The 19317-nt window shown below is 72.5% G+C and carries 17 protein-coding genes; 11 read left to right on the top strand and 6 right to left on the bottom strand.

Annotation, left to right across the window (positions count from 1 at the left end; all coding sequences use genetic code 11):
- Positions 1-6 precede the first annotated feature (6 nt).
- The 3 genes from ACIBK1_RS17970 (at position 7) to ACIBK1_RS17960 (ending at position 1908) form a co-directional block, all read left to right on the top strand.
- Entirely contained in the window at positions 7-423 is a 417-nt protein-coding gene (locus ACIBK1_RS17970; RefSeq protein WP_030510926.1) for a Mov34/MPN/PAD-1 family protein, read from the top strand.
- A 258-nt stretch (positions 424-681) separates the two neighbouring features.
- Positions 682-960, top strand: a complete 279-nt coding sequence (locus ACIBK1_RS17965) for a MoaD/ThiS family protein (RefSeq protein WP_030510925.1) — start codon at positions 682-684, stop codon at positions 958-960.
- The gene (locus ACIBK1_RS17960; protein WP_030510924.1) at positions 961-1908 is read left to right on the top strand and encodes a PLP-dependent cysteine synthase family protein; all 948 of its coding nucleotides are present in this window, start codon (positions 961-963) and stop codon (positions 1906-1908) included.
- A 49-nt stretch (positions 1909-1957) separates the two neighbouring features.
- Here the strand turns inward: ACIBK1_RS17960 and ACIBK1_RS17955 are convergent, their stop codons facing one another.
- Complete coding sequence (locus ACIBK1_RS17955) at positions 1958-3580, bottom strand: DUF3352 domain-containing protein (protein ID WP_396736203.1); 1623 nt, start codon at positions 3578-3580, stop codon at positions 1958-1960.
- 236 nt (positions 3581-3816) lie between these two features.
- Here ACIBK1_RS17955 and ACIBK1_RS17950 point away from each other — a divergent pair, with 236 nt between their 5' ends.
- The 7 genes from ACIBK1_RS17950 to ACIBK1_RS17920 all read left to right on the top strand — a co-directional run bounded on the left by ACIBK1_RS17950 (position 3817) and on the right by ACIBK1_RS17920 (position 11484).
- Complete coding sequence (locus tag ACIBK1_RS17950) at positions 3817-4611, top strand: thioesterase family protein (RefSeq protein ID WP_396736200.1); 795 nt, start codon at positions 3817-3819, stop codon at positions 4609-4611.
- A gap of 82 nt (positions 4612-4693) precedes the next feature.
- Positions 4694-5530 (top strand): glutamate racemase, encoded by an 837-nt coding sequence (gene murI / locus ACIBK1_RS17945; RefSeq protein ID WP_036408302.1) that lies wholly within the window; start codon positions 4694-4696, stop codon positions 5528-5530.
- Positions 5527-6279: an MBL fold metallo-hydrolase gene (locus ACIBK1_RS17940; RefSeq protein WP_030510920.1), complete on the top strand. Its 753-nt coding sequence runs from the start codon at positions 5527-5529 to the stop codon at positions 6277-6279. Before murI ends, ACIBK1_RS17940 begins: the two co-directional genes overlap by 4 nt.
- A gap of 5 nt (positions 6280-6284) precedes the next feature.
- A complete protein-coding gene (gene rph, locus ACIBK1_RS17935; RefSeq protein ID WP_357316180.1) occupies positions 6285-7001 on the top strand; it encodes a ribonuclease PH in 717 nt (238 codons plus the stop codon).
- A gap of 19 nt (positions 7002-7020) precedes the next feature.
- The gene (gene rdgB / locus ACIBK1_RS17930; RefSeq protein WP_396736197.1) at positions 7021-7623 is read left to right on the top strand and encodes an RdgB/HAM1 family non-canonical purine NTP pyrophosphatase; all 603 of its coding nucleotides are present in this window, start codon (positions 7021-7023) and stop codon (positions 7621-7623) included.
- Between the two features lie 58 nt (positions 7624-7681).
- Positions 7682-9529: a molybdopterin-dependent oxidoreductase gene (locus tag ACIBK1_RS17925; RefSeq protein WP_396736194.1), complete on the top strand. Its 1848-nt coding sequence runs from the start codon at positions 7682-7684 to the stop codon at positions 9527-9529.
- Between the two features lie 158 nt (positions 9530-9687).
- The gene (locus ACIBK1_RS17920; RefSeq protein ID WP_051762343.1) at positions 9688-11484 is read left to right on the top strand and encodes a toxin glutamine deamidase domain-containing protein; all 1797 of its coding nucleotides are present in this window, start codon (positions 9688-9690) and stop codon (positions 11482-11484) included.
- 39 nt (positions 11485-11523) lie between these two features.
- Here the strand turns inward: ACIBK1_RS17920 and ACIBK1_RS17915 are convergent, their stop codons facing one another.
- On the bottom strand, positions 11524-12525 hold the full coding sequence (locus tag ACIBK1_RS17915; protein ID WP_396736191.1) for an alpha/beta fold hydrolase: 1002 nt from the start codon (positions 12523-12525) through the stop codon (positions 11524-11526).
- Positions 12526-12565: 40 nt separating this feature from the next.
- Here ACIBK1_RS17915 and ACIBK1_RS17910 point away from each other — a divergent pair, with 40 nt between their 5' ends.
- A complete protein-coding gene (locus ACIBK1_RS17910; RefSeq protein ID WP_396736188.1) occupies positions 12566-13189 on the top strand; it encodes a TetR/AcrR family transcriptional regulator in 624 nt (207 codons plus the stop codon).
- Positions 13190-13306: 117 nt separating this feature from the next.
- On the opposite strand, the gene ACIBK1_RS17905 is transcribed toward ACIBK1_RS17910, so the two are convergent.
- The 4 genes from ACIBK1_RS17905 to ACIBK1_RS17890 form a co-directional block, all read right to left on the bottom strand.
- Positions 13307-15796, bottom strand: coding sequence for an ABC transporter permease (locus ACIBK1_RS17905; RefSeq protein WP_396736185.1), 2490 nt, complete (start codon positions 15794-15796; stop codon positions 13307-13309).
- Between the two features lie 3 nt (positions 15797-15799).
- Complete coding sequence (locus ACIBK1_RS17900) at positions 15800-16543, bottom strand: ABC transporter ATP-binding protein (RefSeq protein WP_030510913.1); 744 nt, start codon at positions 16541-16543, stop codon at positions 15800-15802.
- 113 nt (positions 16544-16656) lie between these two features.
- Complete coding sequence (locus ACIBK1_RS17895; protein WP_208865564.1) at positions 16657-17322, bottom strand: response regulator transcription factor; 666 nt, start codon at positions 17320-17322, stop codon at positions 16657-16659.
- A gap of 180 nt (positions 17323-17502) precedes the next feature.
- Positions 17503-18684: a sensor histidine kinase gene (locus ACIBK1_RS17890; protein ID WP_396736180.1), complete on the bottom strand. Its 1182-nt coding sequence runs from the start codon at positions 18682-18684 to the stop codon at positions 17503-17505.
- Between the last annotated feature and the right edge of the window lie 633 nt (positions 18685-19317).

Raw genomic sequence — 19317 nt, 5'->3', positions numbered from 1 at the left:
CGCAGCATGCTGACGATCTCACGCGAGCTGGTCGACAAGATCGTGGCCCATGCCCGGGCCGACCACCCCGACGAGGCGTGCGGTGTCGTGGCCGGGCCCGCCGGGTCCGACCGTCCCGAGCGGTTCGTCCCCATGGAGAACGCCGAGCGCTCCCCGACGTTCTACCGGTTCGACTCGATGGAGCAGTTCCGCGTGTGGCGGGAGATGGACGACCTCGACGAGGTGCCCGTCGTGATCTACCACTCCCACACCGCCACCGAGGCGTACCCGTCCCGTACGGACATCAGCTACGCCTCCGAGCCCGACGCCCACTACGTGCTGGTGTCGACGGCCTCCGAGGAGGAGACGCCCTTCCGGTCCTACCGGATCGTGGACGGCGTCGTGACCGAGGAGGAAGTCAAGATCGTAGAGTCGTACGGTTAAACTTGAACCATGGCTAACGATGACGCTCGTCCCGTGTCGTCACCGGCTGTCATTTCGCGCCGGGTACGCCCGGAATCTCCTGTTCAGGCGTTCCTCTTCGCGCACACGCCGTCTGTCGTCGTCTACGACTGTCGCTGAACCCGGCCGGCCGCTCGGCGCCGGGGAGGAAGACCGCTGGAATCGCCGTCCGCCTGGCCCTGTTCATAGCAGGTGGACGCTCATCATAAGACGACCACTGATCAAGGAGATTGAGCCGACATGGCCATCGAGGTCCGCATTCCTACCATCCTCCGCAGCTACACCGATGGCGCCAAGGCGGTCAACGCCAAGGGATCGACCCTCGAAGAGCTGATCGGCGACCTGGAGTCGCGCCACCCGGGCCTGAAGGACCGGCTGATGGACGACTCCGGGCTGCGCCGCTTCGTCAACGTCTACCTCAACGACGAGGACGTACGCTTCCTCGGCGGGCTCGGCACCCCCGTCGCCGACGGCGACACCGTGACCGTGCTCCCGGCCGTCGCGGGCGGAGCGCGCTAGATGCGCTTCGACTCGTTGATCGACTCGGTCGGGCGCACCCCGCTGGTGGGTCTGCCCCGGCTCTCGCCGTCTCCCGACGTACGGATCTGGGCGAAGCTGGAGGACCGCAACCCGACCGGGTCGGTCAAGGACCGGCCGGCGCTGTGGATGATCGAGCAGGCCGAGAAGGACGGGCTGCTCACGCCCGGCTGCACGATCCTGGAGCCGACCTCCGGCAACACCGGCATCTCGCTGGCGATGTCGGCCCGGCTCAAGGGCTACAAGCTGATCTGCGTCATGCCGGAGAACACCTCCGAGGAGCGCCGCCAGCTGCTGCGCATGTGGGGCGCCGAGATCATCTCCTCCCCGGCCGCGGGCGGCTCCAACGAGGCCGTGCGGGTGGCCAAGGGCCTCGCGGCCGAGCACCCCGACTGGGTGATGCTCTACCAGTACGGCAACCCCGCCAACTGGCGCTCCCACTACGAGTCGACCGGGCCGGAGATCCTCGCGGACCTGCCGACCGTGACCCACTTCGTCGCGGGGCTCGGCACGACCGGCACGCTGATGGGCGTCGGCCGCTACCTGCGCGAGCAGGTGCCGGACGTGAAGATCGTGGCCGCCGAGCCGCGGTACGGCGAGCTGGTCTACGGCCTGCGCAACGTGGACGAGGGGTTCGTGCCCGAGCTGTACGACGCGTCCGTGCTGACCACCCGCTACTCGGTGACCTCGGCCGACGCGCTGCGCCGGACGCGTGAGCTGCTGGCCGCGGAGGGCATCTTCGCGGGCATCTCGACGGGCTGCGCCCTGCACGCGGCAATCGGCATGGCCCGCAAGGCCGTCCAGGCGGGCGAGCGGGCCGACATCGTGTTCATCGTGGCCGACGGCGGCTGGAAGTACCTGTCCACCGGCGCGTACGAGGGCACCCTCGACGAGGCGGAGGACCGGCTCGAAGGCCAGCTCTGGGCCTGATCACCCCACCCACCCCTACCCCACCCGGGGGAGAGGGTGGGGTGGGGGGTTAGTTGAAGACCAGGCGGAGGGTGAAGGTCGAGCCGTCCTCGCCGTGGGTGCCGCTCAGGCCGACCGCCCGCAACTGCTCGGCGTCGGCACGCTCCTGGCCCTTCAGCCCGTCCAGGTAGAGCTTCTCCAGCCGGTCGAGGTCGGCGTACACGGCGTAGGTGGCGTTCGCGGCGTCCGGGACGGCCAGGCGGAACGTCTCGCTCTCACCAAGAGAGCCGCCGCCGTTGAGCGCGTCGGCGTACTCCTGGGTACTCGCGATCACGAACCGCCCGTCGCCCTCGGCGGTGGCGATGTCGGCGGACCTTTCCATGCCGTTCAGATGGCCCTTGAGCCGGTCCACCACGTCGCGCGCCTTGGCGGTGTCCGTCGTGAGCACGGCGCCGACCCGGGGCAGCGCGCCGTCCAGGTCCTGCTCGTCCAGGGCGAGCGTGAGGGTGCGGCCGAGCAGCGTCGCGAGGTCGTCCGGCAGGGACAGGCCGTACTGCGTCCGCGCCTCGTCGAGGGCCTGCCGGACCATCGCGCCGCCCGAGCCGCTCGCCGCGCTCTCGACGGACGGCCACTGCTCGCGCAGCAGGTCGCCCAGGCCGGAGACCGAGGCCGCCGCGACCGTGGAGGCGGGCAGCTCGCCGATTCTCACCGGCTCCGGCCGGCCCTGAGTGGCCGTCCCGCCGCGGGTGATCCCGGCCAGCTCGGCGTAGTCCCCGGAGAACCGGAGCGCGCCGGCGAACCGCATGCCCCGGATCTGCCGCAGCACGGGCGTCGCGGCGACCTCGCTCCAGCCGGCGTCGGCGACCTTCTCCACGTCAATCCAGAACGACAGCACACCCGGCTCGCCCAGCGCGTCGAGGTCGGCGGTGAAGCGCGGCTCGCCGGACAGCGGCGCCGCCTTGACGTACTCGTCGGCCAGCTTCTGGCTCGTGGCGATGACGGCGTACCCGTCGCGGAACGCCAGGCCGCCCTTGCCGTCGCCGAGGCCCATCTTGGCGATGCCGGTCCGGGCCGCAGCCTCGTCCTTCACCTGTACGGCGAGTGCCCCGACGGGGTCGCCGCCGCCGTCCGCGGGGAGCACGGCGAGGCCGGCGCGGTCGCCGAGCCAGGGTTCGACGTCCCTGGCGTAGTCGACCTTGGAAAGGCCGGGCTCGTCCTTCTGCAGTGCGGTGACGAGGGCCTTGCGGGGGTCGTCCCCGCCGAAGGCGTCGCGGGTGGCGGAGAACTTGCGGGCGATGCCGAACAAGGCGAGCTTCTGCCCGGCCGACGGGTCGAGGTCGAGCCGTACGTAGGCCATCGCGTTCGCGGGCAGCACGTCCTGCGGTTGCGTGCCGCCGCCGCTGAGTTTCGAGGCGGCCCACACGCCGCCGCCGCCGACCACCCCGACGAGCACGGCGGCCACCAGCGCGAGGATCCAGCCGCGCCCCAGCCGGCCCCGGCCGGAAGGCGGCGCGGGCGAGCCCGGCACGGTGGCGAAGCCGATCTCCTCCGGGTCCGTCCAGTACGGCAGCCGCACGGTGGGCGACTCGTTCGCGGCGGCGCGGGGAACGCGATAGGCGACGGTGCGGTCGAGGTCGGGTTCGTCGCCCGGCCGCCACGGGCTCGGCGGGTTCGGGGAGGCGTGGGGGGACATGGGCTCACTCACAGGCGTCGTCGTCAGGTACGCCGTGAAGGTAGGCGCGGCCGGTAGCGGCGCGCTTGCAGCCCGCTTGACCGCGGACTCGGCGCTGCCGGCCCTGCGAGCCCGCCGGCCCAAGCCCGCCGTGCACGCCTGCCCTGGGAGCCGGGCGTGAGCCCGCCGAGCGATTTGCGGGAGTGCCACGCTAGAGTAATCAGCAGAACAATATTCGGTAGAGCGGCGAGGGGCGCATGACCAAGTTCGACGAGGCGACGCAGGCCATCCGGGTCGACGACACCACCTACGACGTGTGTCTCGACGACGGATACTCCATCGGAGGGCCCCTCAACGGCGGCTACCTCATGGCCACGATGCTGCGCGCCGTGGTGGACGCCTCGCCGCACGCGCACCCCATCTCGACGAGCGCCCAGTTTCTGCGAGTGGCCCGGCCCGGCCCGGCCAGGGTGCTGCTGGAGCAGCTCAAGACGGGCCGTACGGCGGCGATGACCCGGGCGCGGCTCGTCCAGGACGGCGAGTCGTTCATCGAGGCGCTCGTCACGACCGCCACGCTGAACGGGGAGGCGGCCCCGGACTGGGCGGACGGCCCGTCCGCCGTCATGCCGGACCTCGCCGACTGCATGCGCCTGCCCCAGCCCAAGCCCCAGTCGAACATGAACTTCAGCACCCAGATGGAGCTCGTCTTCGACCCGCCCACGATCGGCTGGCTCACCGGCGCGCCGACCGGACGGCCCGAGTCGCGGGCGTACTTCCGGCTGGCCGAACCGCAGGACCCCGACCCGTACGTGCTGGCGCTGGCGGTGGACGCGCTGCCGCCGGTCGTGTTCTCGGCGGGGGCGCGGGGATGGGCCCCGACGGTGGAGCTGACCTGGCACCTGCGGGCCCTGCCCGCGCCGGGGTGGCTGACCCTGATCGGCGGCGGACGTCTGATCAGCGACGGCTGGTTCGACGAGGAGGTCGAGGTGTGGGACTCGGCGGGCCGGCTGGTCGCCCAGTCCCGTCAGATCGCACGTCTGGGCCGAGGCTAGATCGCGCCTCCCCGCCGTCCGGCGCGCGATGTGAGCATTCTTACCGTCGGCGGCGGGGATCAGTCCCCTAACCTTGGGAAGCGTGCCGGAGGACAACACCAGGGCGATCGGGATCTTTGACAGCGGGGTGGGCGGCCTGACCGTCGCCCGGGCGATCATCGACCAGCTGCCCCACGAATCGATCTTCTACGTGGCCGACACGGCCCACCAGCCGTACGGGCCCAAGAGGATCGCCGAGCTCCGCGCATACGCGCTGGAGGTCATGGACCACCTGGTGGAGCACGACGTGAAGATGCTGGTCATCGCGTGCAACAGCGCGAGCTCGGCCGTGCTCAGGGACGCCAGGGAGCGCTACGACGTCCCGGTCGTCGAGGTGATCCAGCCCGCCACCCGCCGGGCCGTGCGGGCCACGAGGAACGGCAGGGTCGGCGTGATCGCCACCCGGGCCACCATCGAGTCGATGGCCTACCACGACGCCTTCGCCGCCGCCCCCGACGTCGAGCTGGTCGCGGTGGCCGCGCCCCTGCTCGTGGAGTTCGTCGAACGGGGCGAGACGATGAGCGAGGATCTGATCGAGGTGGTCAGGGGCTACCTCAAGCCGATCCAGGACGCGGGGTGCGACACGCTCATCCTCGGCTGCACCCACTATCCGCTGCTCACCGGCGCCCTGTCGTACGTCGCCGGGGACGGGGTCACGCTGGTGTCCAGCGCCGACGAGACGGCCAAGGACGTCTACCGCATCCTGCACGACCGCGGGCTGTCCAACGGCGCGGGCGAGCCGCTGCACCGCTTCCGCGCGACCGGCGACACCGAGCTGTTCGAACGGCTCGGGCAGCGCTTCCTCGGTCCCGAGCTCCAGTCGGTGGAGCGGACCGCCTCCGGCATCGGCGACGTCAGCGGCGTAGGGAGTTCGCGATGAAGTTGACGATCATCGGGTGTTCGGGCAGCTTCCCCGGCCCCGACAGCCCGTCCTCCTGCTACCTGATCGAGGCCGAGGGCTTCCGGCTGCTGCTCGACTTCGGCAACGGCTCCCTGGGCGCGCTGCAGCGGCACGCCGGGCTCTACGACGTCGACGCCATCCTCCTGTCCCACCTGCACGCCGATCACTGCCTCGACCTGTGCGCCTACCACGTCGTGCGCACCTACACCCCCGACGGCCCGCTGCCGAAGGTGCCCGTGCACGCCCCCGCCGGCGCCTCCAAGCGGCTCAACGCGGCGTACGCGATGCCGGACGAGCCCGTGCTGGAGAACTCCTTCGACTTCGTACGGCTGTCGCCCGGCACCCGGCACGTCGGCCCGTTCGAGGTGGCGGCCGCCGCGATGAACCACCCGGTGGAGACCTACGGCTTCCGCGTCACCCACCAGGGCCGCTCCGTCGCCTACTCGGCGGACACCGGCGAGTCGGCCGAGCTGGTCAAGCTGGCCCACGAGGCCGACGTGCTGCTGTGCGAGGCGTCCTTCCTCGACGAGCCGGGCCTGACCCCCGGCCTGCACCTGAGCGGCAGGCAGGCGGCCGAGCACGCCGCCCGCGCCGAGGCGGGCGCGCTCGTCCTCACCCATCTCGTCCCGTGGTACGACAAGTCCCGCATCCTGGAGGACGCCTCGCGCGGCGGCTTCGCCGGCCCGATGGAGTTGGCGCGGAGCGGGGCGGTGTATGACCTAGGGTGACCCGTATGGCTCGTTCACACGGTCGTCGTTCCGACCAGCTTCGCCCCGTGACCATCACCCGGAACTGGCTCGCCCACGCGGAGGGTTCCGTACTGGTGGAGTTCGGAGGCACCAGGGTGTTGTGTGCCGCGACGGTGGAAAGCGGCGTGCCCCGCTGGCGCAAGGGCAGCGGCCTCGGCTGGGTGACGGCCGAGTACGCCATGCTGCCCCGGTCGACGAACACCCGCAACGACCGCGAGTCGGTCCGCGGCAAGATCGGCGGGCGCACCCACGAGATCTCCCGGCTGATCGGCAGGTCCCTGCGGGCCTGCGTCGACTACAAGGCCCTGGGAGAGAACTCCGTCGTGCTCGACTGCGACGTGCTGCAGGCCGACGGCGGCACCCGCACCGCCGCCATCACCGGGGCGTACGTCGCCCTCGCCGACGCGATCGCCTGGATGCGGCAGCGCCGGATGTGCCCAGGCGACCCCCTGGTGAACTCGGTCGCCGCCGTCTCGGTCGGCGTCGTCGGCACCGAGCCGATGCTCGATCTCGACTACAGCGAGGACGTCAAGGCCGAGACCGACATGAACGTGGTGATGACCGGCAGGGGCGACTACGTCGAGGTGCAGGGCACCGCCGAGGGCACGCCGTTCGACCGGACGGCGCTCAACGGCTTGCTCGACCTCGCCGCTGTCGGCTGCGCGGAGCTCACCCGCCTCCAGACCGAGGCCCTCGCCTGATCCACGGGAGAACGACAAGATGAACAAGGTGGTCCTGGCCACCCGGAACGCCGGGAAGATCGTAGAACTGCGCCGGATCCTCGCCGACGCCGGTGTGCCGGTCGAACTCGTCGGCCTTGAGGCGTTCCCGCACATCGGCGACGTGGCCGAGACCGGGCTCACGTTCGCGGAGAACGCGCTGCTCAAGGCCCACGCGGTCGCCTCGCAGAGCGGACTGCCCGCCATCGCCGACGACTCCGGCCTGTGCGTCGAGGCGCTGAACGGCATGCCGGGCATCTTCTCCGCCCGCTGGTCGGGCCGCCACGGCGACGACGACGCCAACCTCGACCTGCTGCTCGCGCAGATCGCCGACGTGCCGGACGGCCACCGCCAGGCCCACTTCGCCTGCACGGCCGCGCTCGCACTGCCGACGGGCGAGGAGCACGTGGTGGAGGGGGCCGTGCACGGCCACCTCATCCGCGAGCGGCGCGGCACGGGCGGCTTCGGCTACGACCCGATCTTCGTGCCGGACGGCGACACCCGCACGACGTCGGAGATGTCGGCCGAGGAGAAGAACGCGATCAGCCACCGGGGCAAGGCATTCCGGGCCATCGCCCCGGTGATCGCCCAGGTCGTCTCATAACGCCTCTCGTAATACCGCCGTAAGACCTCGGCGGGCGGACGGGCGTAGCGTTCGGAACGTGAACGCAGCAGGCACCCGCATGCCCGCCTGGGCGGCCGCGCTGACCGGGCTCGTCGCCGGCGCGGTGGCGCTCGGGGTGGCCCAGATCGTCGCCGGTCTGATCGATCCCGGCGCGGCGCCGGTCGTCGCGGTGGGCGGCACGATGGTCGACGCCACGCCCGCCGGTCTCAAGGAATGGGCGATCCGCACCTTCGGCTCCAACGACAAGCCGGTCCTGCTCGGCGGCATCGTCGTCGTGCTCGCCCTCGTCGCCGCCGGTCTCGGCCTGCTGGCCCGCCGCCGGAGGGCGTACGGCACGCTGGGCCTGGCCGTGTTCGGCCTCGTCGGCGCCGCCGCGGCGTTGTCCCGGCCGGACGCCGGGGTGGCGCACGTCCTGCCCTCGCTCGTGGGCGCCGCGGCCGGCGCGTGGACGCTGTCGCGCCTGACGCGCCGCGCGATGAGCAGCGGCGAGGAGGACTACGTCGCCGCCAGCCGGGCCGCCGACCACGCCGCGGGCGGCAGGGTCCTGGCGGTGCCCGCGCCGGCAGAGCGCACAACGGCAGAGCGCACAACGGCAGAGCGCACAATGGCAGAGAGCGCGAGGGCAGAGAGCGCGAGGGCAGAGCGCACGGGGGTAGAGCGCGCGAGGGTCGCAGGCGTGGGGGAGGAGAGCCGCGCGGCGGAGTCCGGTCTCGCCGCGCCCGCCTCCCCGCCGCCCAGCCCGTCGCCCGTGATGCCGGCCGTCATGCGGGCGGGAGCGGGGCCGGGCGCGGGACCGGACTCCGGTCCGTACGTCTTCGACCGGCGCAGGCTCCTGACCGGAGCGGCGGCGGGGGTCGCGGTGGCGGGCGTCGCCGGTTTCGGCGGATGGCTGCTGAAGGGCTCCAAGGACGCCGAACTGGCCCGGCGCGGCGTGGCGAAGATGCTGCCGCGCGCGGCCCGCCCGGCCGCGCCGATCCCCGCCGGTGCGGACCTGCGGATTCCCGGCCTCTCGCCGTTCGTCACGCCCAACGCGGAGTTCTACCGCGTGGACACCGCACTCGTCGTGCCGTCGGTTGACCCGGCCCGGTGGACGTTGAAGATCCACGGGCTGGTGGACAGGCCGGTCGAGCTGACCTTCGCCGACCTGCTCAAGCGCCCTCTCATGGACGCGGACGTCACCCTGACCTGCGTGTCCAACGAGGTCGGCGGGCCGTACATCGGCAACGCCCGCTGGCTCGGCGCCCGGCTCGCCGACGTGCTGCGCGAGGCCGGGATCCGCCGCGAGGCCGACATGCTGCTCAGCGTCTCCCAGGACGGCTGGACCTGCGGCACACCGGTCGACGTGGTCATGGACGGCCGCGACGCGCTGCTCGCCGTCGCCATGAACGGTGAGGTGCTCCCGGAGGCCCACGGCTTCCCGGTCCGCCAGGTCGTGCCCGGACTGTACGGATACGTGTCGGCGACGAAGTGGGTCACCGAGATCAGGGCCACCCGGTTCGACCGGGACGAGGGCTACTGGACGCCGCGCGGCTGGGCTCCCCGGGGCCCGATCAAGACCCAGTCCAGGATCGACCTGCCCCATGACGGGGACGAGGTCACGGCGGGCCGTACGACCGCTGCGGGCGTCGCCTGGGCCCAGCACCGCGGCGTCGACGCGGTGGAGGTGCGGGTGGACGGCGGAGCGTGGCGGCAGGCGCGGCTCGCCGACACCCCGGGACTCGACACGTGGCGGCAGTGGTCGCTCGACCTCGACCTGACGCCGGGCCGGCACACGATCTCCGTGCGGGCCACCGACGCGACCGGCTACACCCAGACTTCGGACGAGGCGCCGCCCGCCCCCGACGGCGCCACCGGCTTCCACACGATCGCCGTGACGGCCCGCTGACCGTCCCCGCGCGGTCTCCGGTGCAGAGCCGGGTCTGGAGTTGGGAAAACCCGCCGTGCCCCGGACGGCCCGCCTCTACCATCGGCACGCTGATGTGCGCGAGGAGGGGGGCCAAGCGCGTGAACCAGGAGAGGGCGCGCCGGCATGCGAGGTGGCGGTTGCCGTCGGGTGTGTACAACCCGGTCGTGTCGGCCGACGGCCGGCGATGGCGGGACTACGAGCAGGCCGCGGAGGCGCCTGCTCCCTCGCTGGAGGACCGACGCCTGGAGGTACGGCTCGCGGCGCTGCCGCTCGGTGTGGACACCGTGACCATGCCGGTGGTGCCGGCCGCGAGGAACGGCGACAACGGGGGACGCGGGGCCCACGGGGCCCACGGGCTGGGGGCGCCGGCCAGGCGGCGCGCGGGGTCGTCAGACCCTCGGGAAGCCGTCACCGCCGCGACGCCCGCAGGCGCCGGGACCACCCGGAGCACCGGGGACCAGGTAGACGCCGAGGATCCCGAGGAGTTGCGGGATCCCGAGGAGTTCGGGGATTTCGAGGACGCACAGGACGTCGACGACGCTGAGGACGCCGGTGGCTTCGAGGAGGCCGGTGGGGAGGCTCGGGAGGCGGCGGAAGAGGCGGTGGCCGAGGCGGTGGCCGAGGAGACCGCCAGGACACCCGACTGCACGCCGTCGCTCCCGGCAGAGTTGGGCGCGGCAGAGTTGGGCGCTGCTGAATTGGGTGTGGCAGAGTCCGGCGCGGAACAGTCCGGATTGGGCGAGCCCAGCGTGGGGGAACCCGCCGTCGAGGTGTTCGACGTGAGGGAGCCCGACGTGGGAGAGCCCGCTGTCGAGCTGCCCGCTGTCGAGGTGCCCGGCGTGGAGGAGCCCGGCTCGTACGACTCCGGCGACCTCGCGGATGTGGAGGAGCGTCCGACCGTCGGAACCGAGGCGGACAGCGCCGACACCGACTCCGACACCGACACCGACACCGAGGCCGAGGGCGGCGAGGGCGAGTACGAGGACGACGTCGAGGACCCGGCCGAGCCCGGGGATCACCTGGAGACGGCGGCCGCCGGGAAGCAGGACGGTGCGGCGGAAGACGAGGCCTCGCCGGCCGTGACGACCGTCGAGAGCGTCCGGCCGGTCGAGCCGCTGCCCGAGATGGGACACGACGTCGGTGCCTCGACCGGACACGACGTGGGTGCCTCGACCGGACAGGACGAGTGGTTCGCCGAGACCGCGCCCGCGCCGACCATCGCCGTACAGCCGGGCATGGCTGCCGCCGACGGTCCGGAGACGGGCGAACTCGCGGACGCCGACGACTTCTGGTCGGCCGTGCTCCGCGACGAGACCGAGCGTGACTGGCTGGACAGCCAGGGCCGGCCGCGACGGCTGGAGGAGACCCGCCCGTACGGCAGGCCCGGCGGCCTGGCCGAGGCGGATCCGGACGGCCAGGTGAGCCTCGTGCAAGCGGTGAGCGGGCGCTTCCCGGACCCGCGAGGCACCTGGATCCGCCTGATCAACGCCGAAGGCCCGACCGAGGACGCGTTCAGATCCAACAACGCCGTCGACTGCGCGCTGTCGGTCATGTCCACCTGGCACGGCGAGCCCGTCGTGGCGGCACGCAGGCAGCCGGAGTACGACGGCTCGGGACGTCCGCTGCTGACCGGGGAGACCGGGGGAGTCGCCCGCGCCGAGGAGTGGCTCGGGCACCGCTTCGAATACGTGGGCCACGGCCGCCGGGCCTACGTGGCGATCGCGCAGCGGTTGATCTTCGGCGGCCACGGTGCGGCCGCCGTCCTGATCACCCGCTGGGCCGGGGGAGGCAGCCACGCGTGGAACGCCGTCAACTGCCGGGGCGAGGTCCTGTGGATCGACGCCCAGCGGGGTCACATGGCCGTGGAACCGCCGTACGAGGATGTCACGGGGGTCTTCGCCGTGGTGATCGACCGCCAGGGCCGCCGCCTGTGACGGCCCTGGCGGAGAGCGCCGGCCCGACGGCGACGACGGTCAGTGACGGCGATGGAGAGTGTCGTCCGCGTCGAGCCGGTCGACGAAGTCGAGGACCCGGGCGGCGACCCGCTCGGGGAACTCGCCGTTGAGGGCGTGGGAGGCATCCGGCCACAGCTCGACGACGCCTTGGGCGAGCAGCCGGCGGGCGCGTTCCGCGGCCCTGCCCGGGTGGTGGATGATGCTGCGCCCGGCGATCACGGCGAGGGTCGGTACGCCGACCGCGGCGACCTCGGCGTCCGAGGGGTACGCCGGCGGGGGGAGGAAGGCGGCGAAGTCCCGCATCCCGGCGGAGATCACAGCGGCGACCGGCTCGTCTCCGGCGACGTCGGCTCCTCCGGAGATCCAGCGCAGCAGCCGCTTTCGCCACGGTTCGGGGAGCGGTCCCACCGTTCCCAGCGAGACGGCGACCGCCTTCCAGGTGATCCGGCCGAACAGGCAGGCGGGATCGAGCAGGCTCAGGGAGGCGACCCTCTCCGGAGCGTGCAGGGCGAGCCGGAAGGCGGTCCACCCGCCGATCGACACTCCCAGTAGATGGGTTCGGTCGAGGCCGAGCCCGGCAAGGAGTTCCGCGAGCCACACGGCATGGTCGGCCGCGCTCGCGAAAGGCCTGCTCTGCACCGAGAGGCCGGGCTCGCCGAGCAGGTCGATCGCGTAGACGACGCGGCCACGAGCGCGCAGGCCGGTGAGGTTCGGCGCCCACATCGGGGTGGACGCGGTGCGCCCGGGCAGCAGGAGGAGCGGTGTTCCGGCACCGGCGCCGTCCGCGCCGAAGCGGTAGGCGCGGACGGTTCCGAAGCCGGTCGGCACGTCCTGGAACCCGTCGTACGGCGGGAGGCCGGCCATGGCCCGGTCGTAGATCTGTCGGTAACGCGTGTAGGCCGGTGCGTCCGGGAAGTGCCCGAGGCGCCGCCGACGGAACTGTGCTCCGATGTTGGGCCGCACGAGGTCGTTCACGTACGGGTCCTCCCGTTCGCTCTTGGCAGTACGATCGTATTGCATTGCTATCACAATACGTTCGTATCGCAAAAAGGAGCGGATCGTGCCGAAGAAGGTCGATCATGCGGCTCGGCGGGAGGAGATCGTCCAGGCGGCGCTGCGGCTGTGCGCGCGAGACGGCCTGGCCGGAGTGACCATAGGGCAGGTGGCACAGGAGGCCGGCGTCTCCAAGGGGCTCGTGCAGCACTACTTCGCCGGGAAGGCCGATCTGCTGCGCGCCAGTGCCCAAATCCTGAGGGCGGAGATCGAACGCCATGTCCGCGAGGCCGTCCGGGACGCTCGCGGCCCGGCGGACACGCTGAGGTGCGTGCTGATCGCGATCGTCGAACTGGGCGTGACCGCTGTGGTCCCGCTGCTCGCCGGGCACGCGTTCGTGAGCATGGCCGTCGCCGACCCGGAGATCCGCGCCCTCTATCGTGCCGGCGGCGACGCCGTCCATCGCGAGATCGCCGCGTTGGTGGCGGCCTCAGGCGCGGCACCGGACGTCGACGCCGGCGCGGAGGCCCACGCGCTGCTCGGTCTCGCGCGGGGCCTCGCAGACGGAGTGCTGCTCGGGGAACTCGGCGTCGACGACGCGGCCGCCATAGTCGACCATCACCTCCGCCGGATCCTGCCCGAGGCGGCGACCGGCTCCGACACCCCCTCCTCGCGGCGGGTCTCCGAGTGACGATCGTCAGGCGTCGGCCCGGCCGGAGGCGTGTGTGCTCCGGCCCGCCGCCCGGGTCACCCGCTCGCGCGGGCGGCCCGGGTGACCGCCGTACCGGTCCGGACGGGGGAGCGGCGGTCAGGTGGCGGCCAGCGCCCCGACGACCGAGGCCCGGGCCGCACGGCGGGCGGGCAGCAGCGCGGCGAGCACCCCGGCCAGGCCCGAGGCGGCGATGAAGAGCAGGATCTGCCCGATCGGCAGCTGGAAGGAGACGTTCTCCGTGAACGTCGCCGTGGCCGCCCAGCCGTACACGATGCCGAGCACGACGCCGACGATCGCGCCCACCAGGCCGAGGACCAGCGCCTCGACCGAGAGCATGCCCCGCAGCTGCGGCCGGGTCAGGCCGAGGGCGCGCAGCAGCGCGGACTCGCGGGTGCGCTCGTGGACCGAGAGCGACAGCGTGTTCGCGATGCCGAGCAGTGAGATCACGATGGCGAGGGCAAGCAGCCCGGTGATGACCATGAGGATCGAGTCGAGCGCCTCGTCGAACTGGCCGCGGATCTCGGTGGTGCTGCCGACCTTGACCACGGGGTAGGCGGCCGTCGCGTCGTCCACGATCTTGCGCGCCCGCTCGGGGGCCACCCCGTCCGCCGCGTTCACCAGGACCTGCGCGTCGTCCACCCTGCCGAAGTGCCGCTCGAACGTCTGCTCGGCCATGGTGAACGGCGGCAGCAGGGACACGTCGGCCTTCAGCACCGCGACGACCTTGAGAGAGGTCCTCCGCCCGCCGGACGCGACCGTCACCGTGTCGCCGACCTTGACGCCGAGGTCCTTGGCCACGACGTCGGCCACGGCGACCTCGCCCGCGCCGAAGCCGTCCATGGTGCCGGACGCCGCCTCCGGCTTGATGGCGGTGCCGAGAGCCGACTGCGTGACCGTGCCCACCTCGAAGTCGCGGCCGTTCACCTTGGCCTTCTTCCCGCGGAACTCGGTCACCGCGGCCAGATCGCGGCTCGCGCGCAGCGTGTCGGCGACCGAGCGGGGGATCGTGCCCGTCTGCGCGGACAGGATGTAGTCGGCGGGGAACTGCTGGTCGAGTTGGTCGCCCACGGTGGTCCGCATCGTGGACGTCAGGACCGTCATGAACGTCATCAGCGTCACGCCGACGGTCAGGGCCACCGTCGTGGTCGCCGCCCGCTTGGGGTTGCGCCGCGAGTTGTCCACGGCGAGCCGCCCCGGCACGCCGAACAGCCGCGCCGGCACCCAACCGGCCAGCCCGCTCAGCGGCCGTACGATCACCGGGCCGAGGATGAGCACGGAGAAGAACACGAGCACGCCGCCCGCCATGACCGTCAGCAGCGCCGCCTGGCCCGGCTTCTGCAGCACGCCCGCCGCGGTGAGGCCGACCCCGGTCAGCACGAACAGGGCGGCGACGACCACCCGGACAACCCCGGTGCGGAACGCGTGCTCCTCCACCTGCGCGCGCAGCGCCGCGACGGGCGGCACCCGGGTGGCCTGCCGCGCCGGGAGCAGGGCGGCGCCCATCGTCACGACGACGCCGGTGCAGACGCCGATGGCGATCGCCTGCGGGGACAGGCTCACGGTGCCCGTGGGAATGTCCGTTCCGACGGCCCGCAGCACGGCGACCGCGGCGGCCCCGAGGCCGAGGCCCGTCAGCAGGCCGAGCACCGACGACAACAGGCCGACCACGGCCGACTCCAGCACGATCGAGCCGAAAACCTGCCGTTTGGTCGCGCCGATGCAGCGCAGCAGCGCCATCTCGCGCATCCGCTGCGCGACCAGGATGTTGAAGGTGTTGTAGATGACGAGCGCGGCGACGAGCAGCGCGACCGCGCCGAACAGCAGCAGGCCCAGCCGCAGGAAGGACGTGTCCACGTGGTTGCGCTTGGCCACCTCGTCGGCGCGTTCCCGCCCGGTGACGACCTTCGCCTTACCCGCGGCCGCCGCGACGGCCGTACGCAGGCTCTCCGGCGAGGGGCCCGAGGAGACGACGTCGATCTCGGTGAAGCCCTTGGCGCCGGTGACGCGCCGAGCCGTGTCGGGAGTGAACGCGACCGCGCCCCGGTAGGCGAGGTCCTGGTCGAGGCCCACGTCGAAGACGCCGACGAGGCGGAACTGCTGGCGCTTACCGGCCTGGTCGAGCACCGTGACGGCGGCTCCGGGCGCGAGCCCCTGCGTCTTGGCGGTGTTCTTGTCGAGCACCGCCTCGCCGGCGGCGGAGGGGGCCCGGCCGGAGGTGATCTTGATGCGGCTCGCGGGGATGGACACCCCGGCGGTAGGGACGTCCCCCACGACCTTGCCGTCCTTGCCGATCAGCGGCGCGTCCCCGGACACCATGGGCTGGGCGTCCTCGACGCCCTGCACCGCCCTGATCGCGGCGAGCGCGCTCTCCGGCAGATTCCCGTCGGGCTCGGCGTCGTCATCGGGCGTCACCACCACGTCCACCTTGTCGGCGTCCGCGGCGAACGACTGGGTGAACCCGGCGTCGATGGTGTCGGTGAGCACGAACGTGCCCGCGATGAAGCCGACCCCGAGCACGATCGCCAGGGAGGTGAGCACCAGGCGCAGGCGGTGCGCCAGGAGCCCGGCGAGGGTGATCCTGAACACGGCTCAGGCCTCCAGCGCCATCAGCGTGTCGAGCACGGTCTGCGGCGTCGGCCGCTCGACCTCGCTGACCAGCAGCCCGTCCCTGAGGAAGACCACCCGGTCGGCGTACGACGCCGCCCCGGGGTCGTGCGTGACCATCACGATCGTCTGCCCGAGTTCGCGTACGGACCTGCGCAGGAACGCCAGCACCTCGGCGCCGCTGCGGGAGTCGAGGTTGCCGGTCGGCTCGTCGGCGAAGATCACCTGGGGTTTGCTGATGAGCGCCCGCGCCACGGCGACGCGCTGCTGCTGGCCGCCCGACAACTCGCTCGGCTTGTGCCCGAGCCGGTCCCGCAGGCCGACCGTCTCGATCACTCGGTCGAACAACGCCTGGTCGGCCTGGCGTCCCGCGATCTCCAACGGGAGCATTATGTTCTGCTCGGCCGTCAGCGTCGGCAGCAGATTGAACGCCTGGAAGACGAAACCCACGCGCTCGCGCCGCAGGAGCGTGAGCTGCTTGTCGTTCAAACCGGTGATCTCGACGTCGCCGATGGTCACCTGCCCGTCCGTCACGGTGTCCAATCCGGCCAGGCAGTGCATCAGTGTGGACTTGCCGGAGCCGGACGGCCCCATGATCGCGGTGAACGCCTCCGCGGCGAAGCCGACGTCGACGCCGCGCAGCGCGTGCACCGCCGCGTCGCCCTCGCCGTACACCTTTGTCAGTCCCCGCGCGACGACCGCGGTGCGAACCTGGGTTGTTGTGGTCATGACGCCACGCTATGAGCGTGATCAGCGCGTTTCCTCGGCCTCCCGGACGTTCTTGGCGTGCGGCCCCAGGACGGCCTCGCCGGGACGTGTGCGACCTGTGAGGTAGTCCGGTCTCAGCCCCGGGGATGATCGGGGGAGACCACGCCCGTCTCGTACGCGTAGACGACCACCTGGGCCCGGTCGCGCAGCCCCAGCTTGGCCAGGATGCGGCCGAGGTGGGTCTTCACGGTCGCCTCCGCGAGATGCAGCCGCGCCGCGATCTCCGAGTTCGACAGGCCGCGGGCCACCTGGACCATCACCTCCCGCTCCCGCGCCGTCAGCACGCCCGCGTCCTCCCGCCGCGCGTCCCCCTCCGGCAGGAGCACGGCGAAGCGGTCGAGCAGACGGCGGGTCGTGCTCGGCGCGACCACCGCGTCCCCGGAGTGAATGGACCGGATCGCGCTGATCAGCTCGGCCGGCGGCACGTCCTTCAGCAGGAACCCCGCCGCTCCCGCCTTGATGGCGGCGAACGCGTACTCGTCGAGGTCGAACGTCGTCAGGATCAGCACCTTGGGGCCGTCCGGCGCCGCGCAGATCACGCGGGCCGCCTCCACGCCGTCCATCCGCGGCATGCGGACGTCCATGAGGACCACGTCCGCCTCGACCGCGCGCAGCGCCTCGACGGCCGCCAGCCCGTCCGCCGCCTCGCCCACGACCTCGATGTCCGGCTGCGCCCCGAGAACCATCCGGAACCCGGTCCGCACCAGTTCCTGGTCGTCGACCAGCATGACGCGTATCACTGCCGCTCCGCTCCGCTCGTCATCGCCGCGATCCCCGTAACCGTACGCGGTGGGGCGACGGCCGGGTCACTGCCATCCGGGGAGGGCCGGTCGCCCCGGTCGCCTTGGTTCCGGGGCGGCTGGGCATGGGGGCCGGGGAGGACCGGTCGCCGCGGTCGCCGGTGCCGGGGGACCCGCGCGTCACGCGGCCACCCCGAGGGGAATGCGGGCGACCACCCGGAAGCCGCCGCCCGGCCGGGGAGCGGCCTCGACGCTTCCGCCGTACATCGCCGCCCTCTCCCGCATGCCGATCAGCCCGTGCCCGCCGACCAGGCGCGGCGCCGCGGCGCCCCTGCCGTCGTCGCTGATCCTCAGCTCGATCTCGCCCCTGCCGTACGTCATCTCCACCCAGGCCCGCGTGCCCGGACCGCCGTGCTTGAGCGCGTTCGTCAGCGCCTCCTGCACGATCCGGTAGACGGCGAGCTGCTCGCCCTCCGGCAGGGTCCGCGCGGTGCCGGACACGGTGAACTCCGTCGGCAGCCCCGAGTCCCTGACCTGTCTGATCAGGTCGCCGAGCTGGGCGACGCCGGGCTGCGGAGCGTACTCCTCCGCAGGGCTGCCGGCGTCCTGCCGCAGCACGCCCACCAGCCTGCGCATCTCGGCCAGCGCCTGCCGCCCGGTTGCCGAGATCGCCTGCATCGCACGCCGGGCCTGCTCGGGGTCGCCGTCGATGGCGTACCCCGCGCCGTCGGCCTGGACGACCATCACGCTGACGTTGTGGGCGACCACGTCGTGCAGTTCGCGGGCGATCCGGGCGCGCTCGGCCGCGGCGGCGATGCGCGCCTGCTGGTCGCGGTCCCGCTCCGCCCGCTCGGCGCGTTCGACCAGGCTCTCCACGTAGCGGCGGCGCGTGTTGGCGTAGATCCCGGCGAGCCAGACGGCGACGATGAAGGCCGAAGAGGACACCCACGCCCGCCCGGCCTCGGGAGTCCAGCGGATCATCGCCAGCAGCAGCCCGAGCTCCGCGACCGCCCCGGCGGCGAGCGCCCACCGGAGCGTGCAGCGCGAGGCGACGTTGTACAGCGCGACGAGCACCGCGATGTTGGCGGGCAGGATGACGACGTTGAGCAGCCACTGGACGAAGCTGACGGTGGCGACCGCCGCGAACACCTCACGGGGGTGGTCGCGGCGCCACCCCAGCGGAACGATGAGCGCGGCCGACAACAGCAGCAGCCCGGGCACGTCGACCTGTCGTGCCCCGATCGATCCGGCCTTGCTGAACACCTCGATGGTGATCAGGCTCAACAGCGCCAGCGGGGAGATCGTGAGCGCGTCCACGAGCTTGCTGTGGCGCCGGGTCCAGGCGCGCAGTCTGCCGAACACGTACCCAACCCTATGTATCGGCTGCTCAGGAAGGTCTCACCCTTGCGGCGGATACGACCGTACGACTCAGGTCGCAGCCATTTGTCGCGCTTACGCCGTTTTTACGGATCACGGCGCATCCTTGTCCTCGGGAACGCTTCTCTGAAGCGGGTAAAGGGAGATTTGGATGGCGGATCAGGACGCGGGGTCGCGTGGCGCAGGGGACGAGCCGCGCGGCCCGCGCCCGGAGCCGGAGACCGGGCCGGCCCGGCCGGGTGAGCCCACCGCGACCAGCGGACCGGCCGAGCCCACTGCACCCGACGAGCCCACTGCGCCTGACGCTGCGTCTCACGCGCTCGCCGCGCCCGGCGCGCGAACGGGGCCGGAGGGGAGCGGGCCGGTCATGTCACCCGCCGAATCCACTTCGCCGACCGGGCCGGTCGGGCCCAACGGGCCGACCGCGCCCCTGCCTCCTGGGAACACTCCCACGTCATCCTGGACCAGCCCGGCCGGCCCGCCCGGAGCGGCAGGACCGGGATCGCCACGGACCGGCCCCGGGAACGCGCCCGGGGGAGTAGGGCCGGGATCGCCACGGACCGGGCCGGCAAACACGCCTGGGGCGGCAGGGCCGGGATCGCCGTGGACCGGCCGCGG

The organism is Microbispora rosea (genome assembly GCF_044460045.1).
Lineage (GTDB): Bacteria > Actinomycetota > Actinomycetes > Streptosporangiales > Streptosporangiaceae > Microbispora > Microbispora rosea.
This window is presented reverse-complemented; position numbering and strand designations above follow the sequence as displayed.

Coding starts and splice junctions, on each gene's coding strand:
- ACIBK1_RS17970 (WP_030510926.1), top strand. CDS start 7: ATGCTGACGATCTCACGCGAGCTGGTCGACAAGATCGTGGCCCATGCC.
- ACIBK1_RS17965 (WP_030510925.1), top strand. CDS start 682: ATGGCCATCGAGGTCCGCATTCCTACCATCCTCCGCAGCTACACCGAT.
- ACIBK1_RS17960 (WP_030510924.1), top strand. CDS start 961: ATGCGCTTCGACTCGTTGATCGACTCGGTCGGGCGCACCCCGCTGGTG.
- ACIBK1_RS17955 (WP_396736203.1), bottom strand. CDS start 3,580: ATGTCCCCCCACGCCTCCCCGAACCCGCCGAGCCCGTGGCGGCCGGGC.
- ACIBK1_RS17950 (WP_396736200.1), top strand. CDS start 3,817: ATGACCAAGTTCGACGAGGCGACGCAGGCCATCCGGGTCGACGACACC.
- ACIBK1_RS17940 (WP_030510920.1), top strand. CDS start 5,527: ATGAAGTTGACGATCATCGGGTGTTCGGGCAGCTTCCCCGGCCCCGAC.
- rph (WP_357316180.1), top strand. CDS start 6,285: ATGGCTCGTTCACACGGTCGTCGTTCCGACCAGCTTCGCCCCGTGACC.
- rdgB (WP_396736197.1), top strand. CDS start 7,021: ATGAACAAGGTGGTCCTGGCCACCCGGAACGCCGGGAAGATCGTAGAA.
- ACIBK1_RS17915 (WP_396736191.1), bottom strand. CDS start 12,525: ATGCAATACGATCGTACTGCCAAGAGCGAACGGGAGGACCCGTACGTG.
- ACIBK1_RS17900 (WP_030510913.1), bottom strand. CDS start 16,543: ATGACCACAACAACCCAGGTTCGCACCGCGGTCGTCGCGCGGGGACTG.